General features: G+C 37.9%; 13 protein-coding genes and 2 tRNA genes. 4 read left to right on the top strand and 11 right to left on the bottom strand.

What is annotated here, in order from left to right:
* Positions 1-14: 14 nt before the first annotated feature.
* The 6 genes from ACPDHL_RS07590 to ACPDHL_RS07565 all read right to left on the bottom strand — a co-directional run bounded on the left by ACPDHL_RS07590 (position 15) and on the right by ACPDHL_RS07565 (position 11,287).
* Positions 15-1,118 carry an efflux RND transporter periplasmic adaptor subunit gene (locus ACPDHL_RS07590; RefSeq protein ID WP_430532206.1) on the bottom strand — a complete coding sequence of 368 codons (1,104 nt, stop codon included), beginning with the start codon at positions 1,116-1,118 and terminating at the stop codon, positions 15-17.
* A gap of 64 nt (positions 1,119-1,182) precedes the next feature.
* Positions 1,183-5,541, bottom strand: coding sequence for a CusA/CzcA family heavy metal efflux RND transporter (locus ACPDHL_RS07585; protein ID WP_430532173.1), 4,359 nt, complete (start codon positions 5,539-5,541; stop codon positions 1,183-1,185).
* Between the two features lie 229 nt (positions 5,542-5,770).
* A complete protein-coding gene (locus ACPDHL_RS07580) occupies positions 5,771-6,148 on the bottom strand; it encodes a hypothetical protein (protein ID WP_430532172.1) in 378 nt (125 codons plus the stop codon).
* Positions 6,149-6,334: 186 nt separating this feature from the next.
* The gene (locus tag ACPDHL_RS07575) at positions 6,335-6,715 is read right to left on the bottom strand and encodes a hypothetical protein (RefSeq protein WP_430532171.1); all 381 of its coding nucleotides are present in this window, start codon (positions 6,713-6,715) and stop codon (positions 6,335-6,337) included.
* 144 nt (positions 6,716-6,859) lie between these two features.
* Positions 6,860-7,903 carry a thiamine-phosphate kinase gene (gene thiL / locus ACPDHL_RS07570; RefSeq protein WP_430532170.1) on the bottom strand — a complete coding sequence of 348 codons (1,044 nt, stop codon included), beginning with the start codon at positions 7,901-7,903 and terminating at the stop codon, positions 6,860-6,862.
* A gap of 147 nt (positions 7,904-8,050) precedes the next feature.
* Positions 8,051-11,287, bottom strand: coding sequence for a glycosyltransferase family 117 protein (locus ACPDHL_RS07565; RefSeq protein ID WP_430532169.1), 3,237 nt, complete (start codon positions 11,285-11,287; stop codon positions 8,051-8,053).
* Positions 11,288-11,464: 177 nt separating this feature from the next.
* On the opposite strand from ACPDHL_RS07565, the gene ACPDHL_RS07560 reads away from it, so the two are divergent.
* Positions 11,465-11,535, top strand: a tRNA-Gln gene (locus ACPDHL_RS07560).
* A gap of 348 nt (positions 11,536-11,883) precedes the next feature.
* Positions 11,884-11,954: transfer RNA gene (locus ACPDHL_RS07555), tRNA-Gln, on the top strand.
* Between the two features lie 88 nt (positions 11,955-12,042).
* On the opposite strand, the gene ACPDHL_RS07550 is transcribed toward ACPDHL_RS07555, so the two are convergent.
* Genes ACPDHL_RS07550 through ACPDHL_RS07530 form a run of 5 tightly spaced genes read right to left on the bottom strand, consistent with a single transcriptional unit; the run spans position 12,043 to position 16,751 of the window.
* Entirely contained in the window at positions 12,043-12,822 is a 780-nt protein-coding gene (locus tag ACPDHL_RS07550) for an enoyl-CoA hydratase/isomerase family protein (RefSeq protein WP_430532168.1), read from the bottom strand.
* Between the two features lie 13 nt (positions 12,823-12,835).
* The gene (locus tag ACPDHL_RS07545) at positions 12,836-14,305 is read right to left on the bottom strand and encodes a sensor histidine kinase (protein WP_430532167.1); all 1,470 of its coding nucleotides are present in this window, start codon (positions 14,303-14,305) and stop codon (positions 12,836-12,838) included.
* The gene (locus ACPDHL_RS07540; RefSeq protein WP_430532166.1) at positions 14,302-14,847 is read right to left on the bottom strand and encodes a CopD family protein; all 546 of its coding nucleotides are present in this window, start codon (positions 14,845-14,847) and stop codon (positions 14,302-14,304) included. Before ACPDHL_RS07540 ends, ACPDHL_RS07545 begins: the two co-directional genes overlap by 4 nt.
* Positions 14,848-14,856: 9 nt before the next feature.
* Positions 14,857-15,876 carry a ferrochelatase gene (gene hemH, locus ACPDHL_RS07535; protein WP_430532165.1) on the bottom strand — a complete coding sequence of 340 codons (1,020 nt, stop codon included), beginning with the start codon at positions 15,874-15,876 and terminating at the stop codon, positions 14,857-14,859.
* Positions 15,876-16,751 carry a helix-turn-helix transcriptional regulator gene (locus tag ACPDHL_RS07530; RefSeq protein WP_430532164.1) on the bottom strand — a complete coding sequence of 292 codons (876 nt, stop codon included), beginning with the start codon at positions 16,749-16,751 and terminating at the stop codon, positions 15,876-15,878. The genes hemH and ACPDHL_RS07530 overlap by 1 nt, the downstream gene beginning before the upstream one ends.
* A gap of 227 nt (positions 16,752-16,978) precedes the next feature.
* On the opposite strand from ACPDHL_RS07530, the gene hemA reads away from it, so the two are divergent.
* Complete coding sequence (gene hemA, locus ACPDHL_RS07525; RefSeq protein WP_430532163.1) at positions 16,979-18,238, top strand: glutamyl-tRNA reductase; 1,260 nt, start codon at positions 16,979-16,981, stop codon at positions 18,236-18,238.
* Positions 18,231-19,163: a hydroxymethylbilane synthase gene (gene hemC, locus ACPDHL_RS07520; protein ID WP_430532162.1), complete on the top strand. Its 933-nt coding sequence runs from the start codon at positions 18,231-18,233 to the stop codon at positions 19,161-19,163. The genes hemA and hemC overlap by 8 nt, the downstream gene beginning before the upstream one ends.
* Position 19,164: the final 1 nt, after the last annotated feature.

Below are 19,164 nucleotides of genomic sequence, written 5' to 3'. Positions count from 1 at the left end.
TGCTGGACTTTTTTTTATTCTTCGTCTTCCGTATTGCGGAGTTTCATCAGTAGGGTGTACGCTCCTTTCGAAACAATGGTCTTACCCGTTAGGGACGCTGCATTGCGAATTGCTGTAAAACCGTTTTCTGTTTCGCCAATCTCAACAGGGACCATTTGATAGGTTTGTTTACTCACTTCGATAAAAACGAAATGCTTGGCTTCAAAATACACAACGCTCTCTTCTGGTAAAGCTTTGGTTTGGGCAGAATGGGTATCAATTTCGGCATTCATATACATCCCAGGTAACAGGTTTTTTTCAAAATGCTCAAAATGACAGTGAACTTCTGAGGTTCCTTCTACGGTGACATCCATGCTGATCAATACAATTTCGCCTTCGTATTTTTTTGAGGGATTGTTGTTGGTAAAACTCACCACACGTTGTCCTACTTCTAGCTTATCAAGGTCTTTTTCATATACTTTTAAATTCAAGTGAATATCTGAAGGATCAATGAGTTCAAATAACACATCAGAAGGGGTAACGTATTTGCCAATATTGACATAGGTATTACTCACAAAACCATTGATTGGACTGTAAATAGCAATGGATCTACTGATGGTATTATGCGTCAGTGTATTGGGATTAATGTTAATTAAACTTAGCTGTTGACCTAAGGCATGCATGGTAATGCGCTGTGCATTCATCTCTGCTTGCGCTTGTTGCATCACCTTGTCACTGCTGGCCTGACTTGCGTTTAAGTCTTTCTGACGTTGATAGTCCAATTGAGCAAATTGAAATTTGTCTTTGGCAATTAAGTAATTCTGTTGCAACTCAATATAACGCGGATCTTCCATCAGGGCAATTTGTTCTCCTTTTTTGATCTGCATCCCCGGCATGAGTTTGGTTTGCTTGATATAGCCTCCTAGTGGATTGGTAATGGATATTAAATTTTGAGGTGGAACATCAATTTTTCCATTTAGTTTCAAAACTGTTGCAATGTTGTGTTCTTGGATCTGTGTGGTTTGCAGATCGACGTGTTTCATTTGTGCATCGGACAATTGTACAAGATCCGTTTCTTCGTGTACAGTTGATTCTTCTTCTTGGGTAGCTTCTCCTTTACATTGGGTAAAAAGTAACATCGGTGCCAGTAAAAGGGCGATGAATGCGAAGCGAAAGCTGGTTTTATGTGGTGTAAACATGGTCTTAGTTATTTGAAGTTAGGTAATTAATTTGAATCACGGTGTCATTATACGTCTTGAGTGCATCGAAATAGTTACTCAATAATTCCATGGCTTGATTGGTCAAGAGCACATATTCCAAGTAATTAATTGCCCCGTTGATGAATTGCAGTTCTGCCGTTTGCATAATTACAGCAGCTCCTTTTGGTGCTTGTTGTTCATAACTTGTCAATATTTGTTGACTACTTTCAAGGGTTATCAACAGTTGTTGATAACGGTTCTGTACGTTTTGTTGAGTGAGTTCCAGTTCTGCTGTGGCCAAGTCTTCTGCTTGTTTGGAAGCGCGAATTCTACCGCGTTGTCCAAAATCAAATAAAGGCAAGGTCAGTCCTACTTGAAAAGCGTGAAAACGATCTTTTCGATCATAGTATACTTCATTGGCTGCCAATCCCATAAAACTGCTGTTATTATAGGCGAGTTGTAGGGTAGGTAAGAGCTTTGATCGCTCTAATTTGGTTTGTGCCTCTGCCAGTTCTTTGTTTTGTTCTGCTATTTTTAATTGCGGATTATCGTTGAGGTTCTGTTCTAATGTGGATAACTCCATTTTTTGAGCGGCCAATGTTGGCAAGATGTCTTCTTCGGTATTCAACAAGTATTTTAACTGTAGTTGGGCTAAACTTTTCGCTTGAATCACTTCAGCCAGTTGCATCTGTATTTTAATCAATTGATTCTTTGCAGTAGTTTGTTCCAAAATCGTACTTTCTCCTTTGGTAAAGCGCAACGTAGCTTTGGTATAGAAACTCGTGTACAAGCTATCGGCTTGTTGCAGTAGTTCTTCTTTTTCACTCCAATAGTAATAGTCATAGAAATTTTGAGTGACTTCTCGTTTTACCTCTGTGGTTTTGAGTGATAGTTCGAAAATACTCTTTTGCCATGCTTTAGAATAAACGCTTTTTTGTTTGCTGTACACGGTTGGGAAAGCAATATCTTGACTAATGGTAAATTTATTGTCAGTATAAGGGCCATTAATCTGTCCAAATTCACCCGAAATAGCCGTTTGCGGAAGATCGGTTGAGGTATGAATAAAGGCTTTGGCAAAGGCAGTTCGCAAGTGTTCAGTTCGAATCATTTTGTTGTTTGCTACTGCTTGATCCAACGCCTCGGTTAGTCCAATAGGGGTTTGTGCAACTACAGGACCTGCTGTTGCAAGTGCTAGGCAAGTAATTGCTGTTAGAATGCTAGCTTTCTTCTTTTTTAAGAAAGAGAAATGGAGCTTCTGTTCGAAGGTAATATAAAGTAAAGGCAAAATAAATAACGTTAAAAAAGTGGCTAAAATTAATCCTCCAATTACAACAGTCGCGAGTGGACGTTGTACTTCTGCTCCAGCACCATTACTCAATGCCATGGGAAGGAACCCAAAGGAAGCAACAGAAGCGGTCATTAATACAGGACGTAAACGACTTTTTGCACCGCGTACTACAACGTAAACAATGTTGGTAATACCTGATTTTCGCAAGCGATTGAATTCGGCAATCAAGACGATTCCATTGAGCACAGCAACGCCAAATAGCGCAATAAATCCAACGCCAGCACTAATACTAAAAGGCATTCCGCGCAAGGCTAGTAAAAAGACTCCTCCAATTATAGAAAGAGGAATAGCCGTGAAAATCATCAAACACTCTTTGATATCTCTAAAGGCAAAGAAGAGCAAAATAAAGATTAGTACTAGGGCTAAAGGCACTGCAATGGCTAAGCGTTCTTTGGCTTCATTTAAGTTTTCAAATTGTCCACCATAAGTAATTCGATAACCTGTGGGTAAGGTAATTTTTGCTTCTACTTTTTGCTGTAGTTCTTCCACAATACTCTGAACATCGCGACCTTTTACATTGAAACCAACAAAAATACGACGCTGTGCATTTTCGCGTTGAATTTGATTCGGACCTTCTTTGACTTCAACACGGGCGAGTTGGTTCAGGGGAATTTGTATTCCTGCGGGTGTAGGAATCAAAATATTGCGGATTTGTTGGATGTCTTTTTTGCTTTTTTCTTCCATGCGGACCACCATATCAAATCTATTTTCTCCTTCATAAACCACACCTGCGCTTTGCCCTGCTAATGAGGTATTGACAATGCGGTTGATTTCCCCTATTGACAAGCGATGACGAGCAATGGCTGCACGGTCGTATTCAATGAGAAGTTGAGGCATACCAGTAATGGGTTCCACATAAAGGTTAGCTGCACCGGGAATTGTATTAATGATTTGTCCAATCTGATTGGCAGTAGTCGCTAAAGTGTCTAAATTATCTCCAAATACCTTGACTACAACATCTTGTCGTGCCCCTGTCATCAATTCATTGAAGCGCATTTGCACAGGAAACTGAAATCCAACCGTTATTCCGGGCACTTCTTCTAGTGCTTGTGTCATTTTTTCTGCTAGCTCTGGGAAAGACGAAGCAGAGGTCCATTCTTTTTTGTCTTTTAAGATGACCATCATGTCTCCTGCTTCCATTGGCATAGGATCCGTAGGAACTTCACTATTCCCAATTTTGGTTACTACTTTTTCTACTTCGGGAAATTGAGAGACCAAGATGTGAACAGCTTTTTGTGTACTTTCTATGGTCGTTGTTAAATTACTGCCTTGGAGTACTTTCGTATCTACTGCAAAGTCACCTTCCTCCAAAGAAGGAATAAACTCACCTCCTAAGGTTGACAAAATATACAATGCACTGACAAAGAGTAAACCAACAACAGCATAGATAATTTTGGGAATCTCCAGTACTTTGACCAATGCTTTTTGGTATATCTTTTCCAATTTTGCCATAAAACGATCTGAAAAATTGGGCTTGGTATTTACTTTTCTACTTAAAATGAGGGAACTCATCATAGGGACATAGGTCAATGACAGTAAAAAAGCACCAAGTAAGGCAAACGCAACGGTTTGTGCCATCGGTTTGAACATTTTTCCTTCAATGCCCTGTAAGGTTAGAATGGGGATATAAACGATTAGAATGATAATTTGCCCAAATACGGCACTATTCATCATTTTTGAAGCAGATTGAATCACTGTTTGATTCATTTCTTCCTGTTTGAGCAATACCTTTTCCTTGAATTTGTTATTGTGACTGAATTGATGGAGGACTGCCTCCACAATAATGACGGCGCCATCGATAATTAATCCAAAATCTAAGGCTCCTAAGCTCATTAAGTTTCCACTTACACCGAATAGATTCATCATACAGATCGCAAATAGCATCGCCAACGGAATAATAGAAGCAACTAAAAGCCCTGCACGGAAATTACCCAAAAATAAAACCAGGACTAGTACGACAATTAGTGCCCCTTCTAATAGGTTGGTTTCGACGGTTCCAATGGCGTTATTAACCATCTTCGTACGATCGAGAAAAGGTTCAATCACTACGCCTTTTGGCAGTGATTTTTGAATTTCAGCCACTCGATTTTTTACGTCTTGAATTACGTTGTTGCTGTTTTCACCTTTTAGCATCATGACAATGCCTCCAGCAACTTCCCCTTGATCGTTATAAGTCAAGGCTCCATATCGTGTGGCATATCCAATATGAACTTTCGCTATATCGCGGATAAGTATAGGAAATTCACTGTTTTTGGAAGAAATAGCAATGTTTTCGATGTCTTCAATGTTGCCAATTAATCCTTCTGAACGAATGTATAGAACCGTTGGCCCTTTTTCAATATAGGCACCTCCTGTATTTTCGTTATTTTGATTTAAAGCCTCAAAGACATCTGTAATCGTGATGCCATTTGCATCGAGTCGATTGGGATCAATGGCTATTTCATACTGTTTTAGTTTTCCTCCAAAGCTACTGACTTCAGCAACTCCTTTTACTGCAATTAATTGACGGCGAACGATCCAATCCTGAATCGATCGTAATTCTGTCAGATCATATTGTTTTTCATAGCCTTTTTCTGGGCGTACAACATACTGATAAATTTCTCCTAATCCAGTAGAGATTGGACCCAATTCAGGTTGCCCTACTTCTTTAGGAATGTCATTTTGAACCTGTTGTAGACGTTCCCCTACTTGTTGTCGCGCCCAATAAATATCAACGTCTTCATCAAAAACGATGGTGATTAACGATAAACCAAAGCGAGAAAAACTTCGTATGCTTTTCATACCGGGGATGTTGCTGTTCGCTTGTTCTATAGGGAAGGTGACTAAACGTTCAATATCTGTAGCTCCATAGTTGGGAGCGACTGTGATAATTTGTACTTGATTGTCTGTAATATCTGGTACAGCATCGATAGGCAATTTGGTCATTTGGAATAATCCAACACCGATTAGGCCTAGTACCAGTAAGCCGATGATGAGTTTATTCTTGATTGAATACTCAATAATTTTGTTTAACATAAGATAAGATTTAACCCCAAAATCTACAAGAAACAGGACAAGGCATATTGCGGCATAGCAGTTGGATTCCGACTAAAAAAGAGTGCTTTTTAGCTGGAATGCATGCCTATCCCATGGCAATATAGGCCAATAAGGTATTTCAGGTAAAGGTTGAGTTGATACATAAATGGATACAAACCGTTCAAGCCATAGCATTACAGCTTGGACGATGTAAAAAGTTCAATATGTATTAACAAAATTTAGGCGGTTGCCAGATGGAAGATAAAAAACTACTCTCAAAGACAGCGTCGTGTATACGCGCTACTTTTGGGTTATTTGCAGGAATTTTAATTTTATCGATTTTTAAAATCGTGGGGGGAGTAGTGGCAACCAAATGAATAATGGGCGCATGAGAAACAAAAGGCAGCTTCTCGTCTGTAGGATCTCCATCTTCTTTGTGGTTGTTGTCGTAGTGGATTTGTAAAAATCCCCAAATACTCAAATTAGGATTTGCCCCTTTGTGTTCAACATAATGCTCTATAAGCAAAGGAAATTTCAACAGCTGACCAAATTCAGTTGTTGAAATCAAAAACGCAAGCATAAAAAATACTGCTAGTTTTCTTTTCACGACGCTTAGTTTGAGGTTATTAGTTGATACAAAATTAAGTAATCTTTTCCATTCAGGAGTGCGCAAGGTAGTAATTTGTTTGTATTCAAAATAACTAGTTCACCAATTCTAATAAAAATCTAATAATGCTTAGGCATAAAAAAAGCAAGATCTAATGTCTTGCTTTTCAGTATATTGTCCTTGAATCTACATTTCTGATGCAGCTGCTACTGCGATGGCAGTACCTAAAATACCCAGAATCAGAAACATAATGATAAATCCAATGAAGGAAATTACGATACCTGCAATCGCGAATCCTCGAGGTTTTTTAAATACTCCAACGATTGATAAAATTAATCCCAACAACCAACACAACCAACCGACTACGGGTACTAACGAAATTACAATCGCAACAATAGATAAGATGAATCCCGTTAATCCGATATTGTTTTTCTCAACAGGGGGGTGTACTGGTGGTGGAAAATTCTGATAGCCTGTATGGACAGGTGGTGCAACTATTTCCTCTTGTTGAATCGGCGTTGGCTCTAGATGAGGTTCTTGATGTTCTTTTTGCTGATTTGTATCCATAACGATGTGTTTTAACTCAAATTTAAAATATTTTATCAAATATTCGTAAATAAAAGTTAATTATTTATACAAATCAAGTTTATTAATGGAATATGAAGATGAAGGTTGAGCAAAAAAAACTGGCTAAAGGCCAGTTTTTTTACTTTATTGTAATGCATTCCATCCTTTTGCTTTGATTGGAATTTTAGTATTATCGCGTGTGATGAGGTGAACTCCCTCACTTGCTTGTGTCATATGTCCGATAACTGTTAAGTTTGGATTTCCTTTGATCTTGTCGTAATCTTCCATTTTAATAGTGAAAAGCAGTTCATAATCTTCTCCACCATTGATGGCAATTGTCGTTGAATCTATATTGAATTCTTCACAAGTATTGATGAACTGGGGATCTAAAGGGAGCTTGTCTTCAAATAGGTTACATCCTACTTTAGATTGTGTACACAAGTGCATAATCTCAGAAGAAAGACCATCAGATACGTCAATCATACTCGTTGGTTTGACATCAAGTTCCGTTAAGAGTTGTTTGATATCTGTACGTGCTTCAGGTTTTAATTGTCTTTCGATGATATAGTCGTAGAGCGATAAGTCGGGTTGGTTATTCGGATTCACCAAATACACTTGTTTTTCTCGTTCCAGTACTTGTAATCCCATATAGGCGCTTCCGATATCTCCTGTGAGCACTAATAGATCATTGTCTTGTGCTTGATCTCTATACACCAGTTCTTCCGTTTTGGCTTGGCCTATTGCGGTTACACTAATAATTAATCCCTTTTGAGAAGAGGTTGTATCTCCGCCAATTAGATCTACTTTATAATAAGTACAAGCTAGTGCAATACCTTCGTATAGTTCTTCTAAAGCCTCTAAGGGAAAGCGATTGGAAACGGCAATTGAAACAGTTACCTGAGTAGGGGTAGCGTTCATTGCACAGATATCAGAAAGATTGACAACAATAGCTTTGTAACCTAAGTGTTTTAAGGGAGCATAAGCCAAATCAAAATGTACGCCCTCAATGAGTAAATCAGTTGAAACAACCAGTTGATCATCAGCAAAGTCAAGGACAGCTGCATCGTCTCCAATTCCTTTTAACGTAGAAGGTCGTGTAATAGAGAAGTCTTTCGTTAAATGTTGGATTAAACCAAATTCACCCAATTGCTCTAAATCTGTTTTGCTTTGATTTTTATTTTCAATCATATTGTGTTTTTCCTTTTGAGTGACAAAGTTACTAAAAAATCAATGGCATACCTTCGAATTGTTTTCAACCTTATATCAGTAATAGACCTATAACAAAAACAGCCTTTATTGTACAATAAAGGCTGTTTTGTTGCGCTAAGCTATTTTTTATTCTACAGACTCTCCGTCTTCTTCTCCTTGGTATCTTTTGAACAAGTAGTTGAAGTGAGTGAAGTAGGTATTAAAATCATTTTTATATGGATCGACAAAAGCAGCTTGTTTGTCTTCCGTGTCAACAATTTCAACTAAATGTCTCCAAATATTTAATTCTGAAAGAATTTCATACGCATTGTAGTTTTGCTCTTCAAGCGAAAGGTTCTTATAGTAGAACAATTTTTCATTTGATTTTTGTGCTAGCTCTTTCGCATATTTTTGTGCCAGTTCTGTTTCTCCTATTTTGTAATAGCACTCGACAAATGGGATAACCATTTGATAGTAACCAAAGTATTGAATAGGCATATTGATCATCGCAATATCAAGAATTTCTTTCGCTTTATCGTTTTTACCCTCCTCAATTAATTGCTCTGCCAGACGGCTTAAATTAACGCGGTAGTTTAGTGAATTTCTGCGTGTTTGTGGATCGTGATAAATCTTGTCACTACCCATATTACCCCAATACCAAGTTTTTACAGTATTGTACATGCGATCAGCGTCAATCATACCCAAGTCAAGTGGGTGTGCATTTTGTCCTGCTGATTTAATAGGAACTAGCTTGTAGATCAATCCTTGTAATTGCAAGTAATCTTTCATCCAAGCAAAGTCGTCATTGTTGAAACTACCTCCTGAAAAATAAATTGGACGTTCCCAGTTGTTGTTCGCAATGATATCCAACATGATCAAACGGTGTTTGTAGATCGCTTGATCTGTGATGTCAATTTCTACTTGTGGAACAACTTGATCCATTAGGTAAGGTGATACAATATTATTTTTGGCAATAATGTTGCGATCAACAGGTAAAAATGCTTTGCTTGCTGGGAATAAGTATAGGGTTGTTCCTGCTTCAGTCAATTTTTTCGTACGCTGATCGTCTAATCGCACCACATCTAATAAAAACGATAAATTGTATCGTTCTTCTGACACCGAGTTAATCACAGTAATATCGCGTTTATTACCTACGTATTGATCGTGAGTGAATTTAATTGGCAATGGTTCAGAATCATACGCTTTTGCCTTCATTTGATCGATATACCAATCCTGTGTTAATAAGCTGGTACACACGACGCGTACATCTGTTCGATAACCTTCAATTTCTTGAAGATACCACAAGGGGAAGGTATCATTATCTCCAATGGTGAAAATAATGGCATTTGGATCACAGGAATCCAGATAAGCTCGTGCATTAGCTAAAGCTGTATAGCGATTCGAACGATCGTGATCGTCCCAGTTTTGTTGTGCCAATAGGACAGGAGCCGCTAAGGTACAAACCGATAATACTACGACGTTGGCCAATTTTGGGTTGAGGTATTTACTCAGTCCTTCATAGATTGAGTACACACCAAATCCTAGCCACATAGCAAAAATATAGAAGGAGGGAACAACAGCGTAATCGCGTTCTCTCGGCTCAAATGGACGCTCATTTAAGAATACTTTTAATGCTAAACTCGTAAATAGGAAGAGCACCAATAAAACCCAAAACATCTTAGGATCCTTGCGGTAGTTGAACACAATTCCAACAATACCCAAGATAAAAGGCAAGAAGAAATACGTGTTTCGACCTTTATTTTCTAGTACATCTGTAGGAAGATTATCTTGTGAACCTAGGCGAATTTCATCTAAAAAGTTAATACCGCTCAACCAGTTTCCGTGTTCTAAATCCCCTTGACCTTGAATGTCATCTTGACGACCGACGAAGTTCCACATCAAGTATCTCCAGTACATATACCCAAATTGATAGGTAAACATAAACGACATATTATCTGAAAAAGAAGGTACTTCAATATCTAATGTTTGACCATATTGGCTAAAGAAATTGTCTAATTCTTCAAGGCCAAATTCTCCTGAGGCTAGTTTTTGTTTGACTGCGCGATCGAGATATACCAATTTTTCGCTATTGGTATAGCCTTGAGCTATGTTGAAGTTCAACGGTTTTGAATAGCGCATATAGTTTATGCGGTGGTTTTTATCTGTACTCCACATACGCGGTAAAAAGCCTTTGTGTTTTTCATCAAAGTTTTGTCCCGCATTTTTCCATTCGTTGACTACAACGTATTTTCCTGTTTTATAATCTCTTTCGTAGTTGGGTTGCTGATCTTTAAATGGATTGTTTGCATCTAGACCCACGTAGGCTTTCGTAAAATAAGAGTCATAGTAAATACTCTCATCTCCATATTGCTCACGTTGATAGTAGGCCAATAATTCGGCAGCATCCGAAGGTGTATTTTCATTAATTGTTACGTTGGCATTGGCGCGAATAGGTAACATTAACCACGCACTTAATCCCACGCAAACAAATACTAGCGTCAAAATCAGTGTATTGATTTTTACATGTCCTTTCTTTCGAGTATAGTACAGTCCAAATACAGTAGCACCAATTAAAATTAAAAAGGCAAGAATTGTTCCGCTGTTGAAAGGAAGCCCAAGCGTATTAATGGCAAATATTTCTGTTTTTCCGAAGAAAGCTAAAAGCTTAGGAAAGAAAAAGGCAAATAGGAAGAATAAAGCGGCAACGGAAACAATGTTACCGATGATAAAGTTCTTAATGGTAACCTTTTCGTATGTTTTGAAATAGTATAATAAACAAATAGAAGGGATGGTTAATAGGGCCATTAAGTGAACCCCAAAAGAACATCCTGCAACGAGTCCAATGAGCAGTAACCAACGATTTCCTCGAGGTTGATCTAGGTCATCCACCCATCGCAATCCTAAATAGAGCAAGAGGGAGGTCAGGACCATAGCGGAGGCGTATACCTCTGATTCTACGGCATTAAACCAAAAACTATCTGTAAAACTAAATGCTAGTGAACCAATTGCAGCACTACCTAAAACGGCAATTGCATTGGATGTATTCCATTCTGAAGTTTTCACCACCATTTTCTTTAAGATGTTGGTCATCGACCAAAACATAAAAAGAATAGTAAATGCACTTGAAAATACAGCTACCATATTCACTGCTAAGGCGATATGTTGAGGTGAAGCTGCAAATAGAGAGAACAAAGCACCTGTCATTTGATAGAAAGGAGCCCCCGGTGGGTGTCCAACTTGAAGTTTAGCCGAAGTAGCAATGTACTCTCCTGGATCCCAGAAACTAACGGTAGGTTCTACGGTCAAAGTGTAAGTGATTAATGCAACGAGGAAGCATAGCCATCCCCCGATTATATTCCACTTTTTGTAGTTGAATGTTAACATATAAGAATATTCTTGGTATTTTTAATCATTATATACAAAGAAAGACTTTTTTTATTAGATACATGCCACATTAAAAAAAAATAATTTTGCATTTTGTTTTTGGATAATATAAAAAAAGTGTTACTTTTGCCTCCGCAATGCAGAAGTAGTTCCTACTTTTGAAACGCAACGTGGTACTGGCCTATGGTGTAATGGTAACACAGCTGATTTTGGTTCAGTCGTTCTAGGTTCGAGTCCTAGTAGGCCAACAAGAGCTCCTTGATTAATCAAGGAGCTTTTTTTTTGTTTTATTGGGGTCTGCTTTTCGAAGAGCAACCTACAAGAGGAGCGCTGACTTTCTTTTTTTGCTGGAGAGAGGCTCGCTTGCTTGAAAAGACTAAAAATAAAAAATCCGCTTTTAAAACAATAAAAGTTTTCAATTGGTGAAAATAAATATGTTAAAATTTATTTTGTTTTTAGTTGATTGTTAATGGATTGTAGTGAGAGTGGGAGCTGATGGAGTATTATTCTTTCATAAATCTTTGGTAAGTACAGAAATATTGCTAATTTTGCCTCCGCATTACAGAAGTAAAATACTTTTGAACGCAACGTGGTACTGGCCTATGGTGTAATGGTAACACAGCTGATTTTGGTTCAGTCGTTCTAGGTTCGAGTCCTAGTAGGCCAACAAAAAGCTCCTTGAATTTCAAGGAGCTTTTTTTATGACCTTGTGTGTAAATAAAAAAGGTTGGAAGCTAACTTCCAACCTTTTTTTCTTATCCTTTAAAATTTGGTTTTCTCTTTTCTAAGAAAGCAGTAGTACCTTCTGTAAAATCTTGGGTGTTAAAACACTCTCCGAAGTGTTTAATCTCTTCGTGATATCCGTTTGTACCGTCTTTGAAGTTGGCATTCACTGATTTGATAGCTTTCGAAATCGCTGTGATCGAATTGTTTGAGATCTTTTGTGCAATCCCCTTAGTAAAGGTCAATAAGTCTGCTTGTTCCACTACGTGGTTCACTAAGCCATATTCCAATGCTTTTGCAGCAGAGATCATATCAGCCGTCATAATTAATTCCATCGCACGTCCTTTGCCAATCAGTTGGGGCAAACGCTGTGTTCCTCCATAACCTGGAATCAATCCTAACGTTACTTCAGGTAATCCCATTTTAGCATTCGTAGAAGCAACTCTAAAATGACAAGACATAGCCAATTCTAATCCGCCACCTAAAGCAAATCCATTAACTGCCGCAATAATTGGTTTTGAGTAGTTTTGAGCGTAATCAAATAACAACTCTTGCCCTTTGGCTGCTAATTGTGAGCCTTCACTTACATTGAAGCTAGAAAATTCTTTAATATCAGCACCTGCAACAAACGCTTTTTCTCCACTTCCTGTGATAATCACAACGCGAACGCTTTTGTCTTCTTCAAGTTGAATTAAAGCACGGTGTAACTCCTCAATAGTAGGTTTGTTTAAGGCATTTAATTTTGTGGGTCTGTTAATCGTGATGACCGATATGTGATCATCCGTCTCAATTAAAATATTTTCATATTCCATATTTCTCAAATTTTTATTTGGTCTGTGGTAAAGTTACGGTAAAAGTCGTTCCCTTACCAGCTTCTGTTTCAAAGGTAATGGTTCCTTTATAATTTTCTACAATATTTTTAATAATCCCCAGGCCAAGTCCCATTCCACTTGTTTTGGTAGTAAATTTCGGTTCGAAGATCCTCGTCTTGTCTGCAATAGAGACTCCCGTTCCATTATCGGTGACCGAAATAATAATGTTTTCATCATCTTGATACGCTTTAACCAGAACAATTGGACTCGGGTTGCTATCGGGAATCGCTTGAATTGCATTTTTTACTAAGTTAGTAATAATACGGATAAGTTGTGTCTGATCAATTACTGCAATAATTTCATCTTCTTCATGCTCAAAATAGATGAAATCTTCTGTAAAGATGTCCAGCGAAATGCGAATAGTTTTAATGACATTAAGGGTCTCATTTTGCTGAGCGGGCATGGACGCAAAACTTGAGAAAGCCGTGGCTACGGATGACATGGTGTCAATCTGCCCAATCAGTACAGCAGAATAGTCTTTGAGTTTACTGCTGATCTCTGGATCAGTAGGGTCAAATTTTCGTTCAAAGCTCTGAACGGTTAATCGCATGGGTGTAAGTGGATTTTTAATCTCATGGGCGACTTGTTTTGCCATTTCTCGCCAAGCTTGTTCGCGTTCGTTTTGCGCTAATTGCTGGTAGGTTTCATCTAATTTCTCTACCATATCATTATATGCATTGATTAAGTTGGAAATCTCTTTACTGGTCGAAATGTCTTCTATCTTTTCGTTTTTCTGACCCAATTTCGTACGCGTCATTTTTACGCTTAGCTTGTTTAAACTTTGGGTGATGTAGTTGGATAGAAAGTAGGAAATGGCAATTGACATGATCAACATGATGATGTAAACCTGAGCGAATTTTGACATGAAGTTGTGTACTTCGTTTTCGTAAAATTCAGTCTCCTCAGCATAAGGGATTTTAATAATGCCTAGCGGTTTGAATTTTTGATCTTTTACATAACGATACGAGGTTCGAATGCGTACGTCATCTATTTCTTCAGCATCAACAAAACGCTTGTGTGGCGAAGATTGGATCGTTTTTAAGATGATAAGCGGTATATTGGACTGAATGCTATCAACGGAAAAAGTCCCCTTAGAGGACAGTAGTAATTTTCCGTTGAGATCGTGTATATATAGTTCTGTATTGTGTATCGCTGCTAACTCGTGTATTTTGTCTTTAAATATGAGCGGAAGATTTGCTGTGTTTAACGGGTAAGGTGTTGTGGTTAAAATGTAATTAATATTTTCTGTGATGGAGCTTTCTTTTCGCTCCAAGCGATATTGATGGTAAGTACGCGCTTCTTCCTTAAATTGATAAACGGAAACCGCAGATATCAAGATGGAAGATATGATACTTAAAAAAATTAAAGAGAAAAATATTCTATTTTGTAGGGAGAAACTTTTTAAAAAAAACTTGTCTTTCATTCATTCTTATTGCGTTGACGTCTTCGTTTGTAAAGCTTAATCCCTATCATTAACAATATAGCCAAAGCAATTAATCCGACTACACCAAATATCCAGTTGAAAGCATTCTTTAAAAATACTAAAAAAACAACAGAAAATAAAATAATTGTTGCTCCTTCATTCCAAACTCGAAAGAACGAAGACGTTTTTGTTAAAGTATTGCGATTGATTTGTTTAACAAACTGATGACACTTTAGGTGATACGCAATTAAAAGCACCACAAATAGTAGCTTTACGTGCATCCAGGGCTGTTGTAGCAGATAGGGATTCACCACAAAAAGGGAGATTCCAAAAACAAGCGTTAGAATCGCAGCAGGCCATGTAATGATGTTCCAGAGGCGATTGGTCATAAGGCGGTATTGCTTTTTGAGAATAATTTGCTCCAGTTGTGGTTTTTCATTCGCTTCTACGTAATAGACGAAAAGGCGAACAATGTAGAATAAGCCTGCAAACCAGCAGACAACAAAGATAACGTGTAGTGCTTTTAAATATAAATAGGCCATAGCTTCGCGTTAATTAGTTTGTTGCCAAGCTGTAATCCAAGTGGCTAAGGCATCGATAAATGTATCATTGTCGTTTAAACAAGGGATGGTTTTAAAAGATGTGCCTCCGTGGTGTAAGAACTCATCATGCGCTTCCATGCCTATTTCCTCTAGTGTTTCCAAACAATCGGCTACAAAAGCAGGTGTAACAACAGCCAAGTGTTTAACGCCACTTTCTGCAAGTTGATTTACTGTTTTGTCTGTTGGAGGTTGTAACCATTTGTCTGGTCCCAATCGCGATTGAAAGGTATTGGTATATTTTCCTTCAGGTATGTTTAATTTTTCAACCACTTGTTTGGTCGTTTCCAAACATTGATGTCTGTAGCAATGTTGATGGGCAACAGAAGGAGTATTACAACACGAACCGTTAATTTTACAGTGTGATTTCGTTGTGTCCGATTTATAAATATGACGCTCCGGTACACCGTGATACGAAAATAAGAGATGATCCCATTCGTTTTGCTCTAAATGCGTTTGAATAGACGCGGCCAAGGCATCAATGTACTCTTGCTTGTTGTAAAAAGCAGGCATACTGGTGATTTTCATCCCTGAAAAATACTTTTTGCGCAATTGTTCTGCTAAGACGTCGATCGTTTCTGTCGTTGCCATGGCAAATTGAGGATATAACGGGATCATAAATACATCCGTTACCCCTTGGTCTTTCAATTCTTGTAAGCCTGTTTTGATCGAAGGTTCTCCGTAGCGCATCGCTAGAGCAATAGGCAAGTCTATTTTCTGCTGTAACTTTTTTTGCTGGCGTTTAGAAATCACAATAAGTGGTGAACCTTCGGGCCACCATACTTTCTGATAGGCTTCCGCCGATTTCTTAGGCCTTGTGTTTAAAATGATTCCCTTTACTAAGAATGCTCGAAGTAAATAAGGCATATCAATGACTCTTTTGTCCATTAAAAATTCATCCAAATAAGGTTTTACATCCTCAGGGGTTGGAGATTTTGGCGAACCTAAATTTACAAGTAGTATCCCTTTCATTATTGATTGTTTGAATTAATTGACATTAAATATTTTTTGGGTGTAATTCCGTACTTCTTTTTAAAGGCAGAAATAAAATGACTCGCTGAGCTATAGCCAATTTTTAATCCCACCTCATTGACATTGTAATTGCCTTCATCGAGTAATTTTCGGGCGTAATCCATCTTGTAATCAAATAGAAAGCTAAAAACAGAATCGCCATAAATTTGTTTGAAACCAATTTTTAATTTTTTGATATTTAGACCAATGAGATCTGCTAATTCCTGCAATGTTGGCGGTTCGGTCATTTGCTGAATCATAATGTCTTTGGCTTTTTTAATCTTGATTACATCTTCTTCATCGGATAAAAACGGACAATTATCGATGTTTTGTTCCTCATTGTAGTTGAAAACAAGGCTTAATAACTCGTAGGTCTTCCCTTTATAGAATAGGTTTTTTACTGATGGATGCATCGATGCATTGAGCATTTGTGTCAACACAATAGCAATCGCAGGTGTGATTTTTTCTTCGGTATAGTACTTTTTTTCCTTGTTCTCATCGGTCAAAAAACCGATAAACTCCGCTTCAGAAGAAAAGAGGGAGTGAAATTTTTTGATTGGAATCATCAGGCAAATAATCGCCGATTGACTCTTTACTTCGAGGTGAACAGGAAGTTGTTTTTGGGGATTGTAAAGGAGTAGCGATTTCTCTTCAGGTAACTCCAACGTATAGGCTCCTTGGTTGTAAATAAACTGCCCTGATCCTCTTAAACAAAAGTAAAATTGGATGATGTCCGTGCCAATCTCTTTGTGAAAATTCAGGGGCTGCGGACTGTTATTGTCTAGTTTAAAGACAGAAAATTCCGGGTCGATATTAATTTCTTCTATGGGACTCATAGCGTTATTTTTTTGAAATGCAAGAAAACGAAAAGTTGTATTTTTTATTTAGAATGATTCTATATAAAGCCTTTTGTAACCCTTGCTATTCCTGCAAATGTACTGTATTATAATGAAATATTGCTAATTGTTTTTCTTTTTCTTTTAGCGTTATTAATAGTCCTTCTAGCGTTACTTTTATCGAATCATTAGCGCTAAATTTGCTTACTTTTGAAATTGAAATAGGTATGGAAAAAATAGATAAGGTCAAATCAACTACTTTTTATGCAGTAGGATTAAGCTATAAAAAAGCGGATGCCGAGATGAGAGGAAAGTTTAGTTTGAGTGAAACGGCCAAAGAAAATCTATTACGTCAAGCGAAAGAAGAAGGGATTGAAAGTTTAATCGTTATCTCTACGTGTAATCGAACGGAGATTTATGGTTTTGCTCAACACCCTTTTGAACTTATTAAATTATTATGCGATAATAGTAAGGGAACTGTAGACGATTTTCAACGAGTAGCCTATGTGTGTAAAAACAATGAGGCAATTCGTCACTTATTTCGCGTAGGAACAGGATTGGATAGTCAAATTCTTGGCGATTTTGAGATTATTAGTCAAATTAAAAATGGCTTTATATTAGCCAAAGAAGAAGGACTAACAACTAATTACTTTGAGCGCCTTGTCAATGCTGTGATTCAAGCGAGTAAACGCATTAAAAATGAAACAGAATTAAGCTCAGGTGCTACTTCAGTGTCTTTTGCCGCCGTTCAATATATTATGGATCACGTAGCGAATATTTCAGACAAAAATATTTTGTTATTCGGAACGGGGAAAATTGGACGAAATACCTGTGAAAATTTGGTGAAACATACCCATAATGATCATATCGTTCTCATTAATCGTACCAAAGAAAGGGCAGTAGAAGTGGCGGGTAAGTTTAATTTACTCGTAAAAGATTATGCCAATCTTCAAGAAGAAGTCAGTAAAGCAGATGTTTTAGTTGTAGCAACAGGTGCGCAACAACCCACCATTGACTTAGCGATGTTGCAACTAGACAAGCCATTGACTATTTTGGATTTGTCGATTCCCAAAAATGTAGATCCCGCCGTTTTGTCTCATCCTATGGTAGAATTAATTCACATGGATGACTTGTCAAAAATGACAGATAAAACGATCGAAAGACGCAAAGCGTTTATTCCTCAAGCAGAAGAAATTATAGACGAAGTGATGTCGGAATTTGTCGCTTGGACGAAAATGAGAAAATTTGCTCCGACCATTCATGCACTCAAAACGCGATTAGAACAAATAAAAGATGGAGAAATTGACTACCATCGAAAAAAATATGAGAACTTTGATAGTGAACAAGCTGAAGTAATTACCATGCGTATTATTCAGAAGATCACCACCCACTTTGCGAATCACTTACGACAAGAAGAAACCGTTGTAGATGAGAGCATTGAGTGGATAGAAAAAGTATTTCAATTAGATTCAAGACAAAATGGATAGAGTTATTCGTATCGGTACACGCGATAGCGAGCTTGCGATGTGGCAAGCAACAACAGTGGAGAAGGCATTGCAAGCTTTAGGGTATAAAACGCAATTAGTTCCTGTAAAATCTGAAGGCGATTTGGTTTTAGACAAGCCTTTATACGAGATGGGGATTACGGGTATTTTTACCAAAACCTTGGATGTGGCGATGATCAACAAAAAAGTAGACATTGCTGTACACTCCATGAAAGATGTACCAACGGCTTTACCGCAAGGTATTGTACAAGCCGCTGTATTGCAAAGAGCCAATACGGTGGATATTTTACTACACAAAGGAGATACTACCTTTTTAGATCCTGAAGTAGAGGCCATCGTGGCAACGGGAAGTTTGCGTAGAAAAGCCCAATGGCTCAACCGCTTTCCCAAACACACCCTAGTGGATTTAAGAGGAAATGTCAATACGAGAATGCAGAAACTAGCAGATAATGCCGATTGGAAGGGCGCTATTTTTGCTTCTGCAGGATTAGATCGCATCAAGAAAAAACCAAAGGGATTTGTCAATTTAGACTGGATGATTCCCGCACCTGCACAAGGAGCTATGGTTGTGGTAGCGATGGCAGATGATTCTTTTGCTTTAGATGCCCTACGCCAATTAAACGATTACGAAGCAGAAATGACAACGCATATTGAACGCCAGTTCTTGCGTACCTTAGAAGGAGGATGTACAGCGCCAATCGGAGCAATTGCAACCTACAATCAAAAGGAAGATACTATCGATTTTACAGGGGTTTTATTGTCTTTGGATGGAAAAGAAAAATTCGAAATTAAAAAGACCGTACCTATTCAAGAGTGGAAGAAATTGGGCTTCTATGCCGCACAAGAATTGTTGGCAGATGGTGGACAAGCGCTAATGGAAAAATTACGCCAAGAATTAAAACGATAAC

Source organism: Myroides sp. C15-4, assembly GCF_050522745.1.
Taxonomy (GTDB): Bacteria; Bacteroidota; Bacteroidia; order Flavobacteriales; family Flavobacteriaceae; genus Flavobacterium.
The sequence above is the reverse complement of the archived record's forward strand: the minus strand, read 5'-3'. Positions and strand labels throughout refer to the sequence as shown.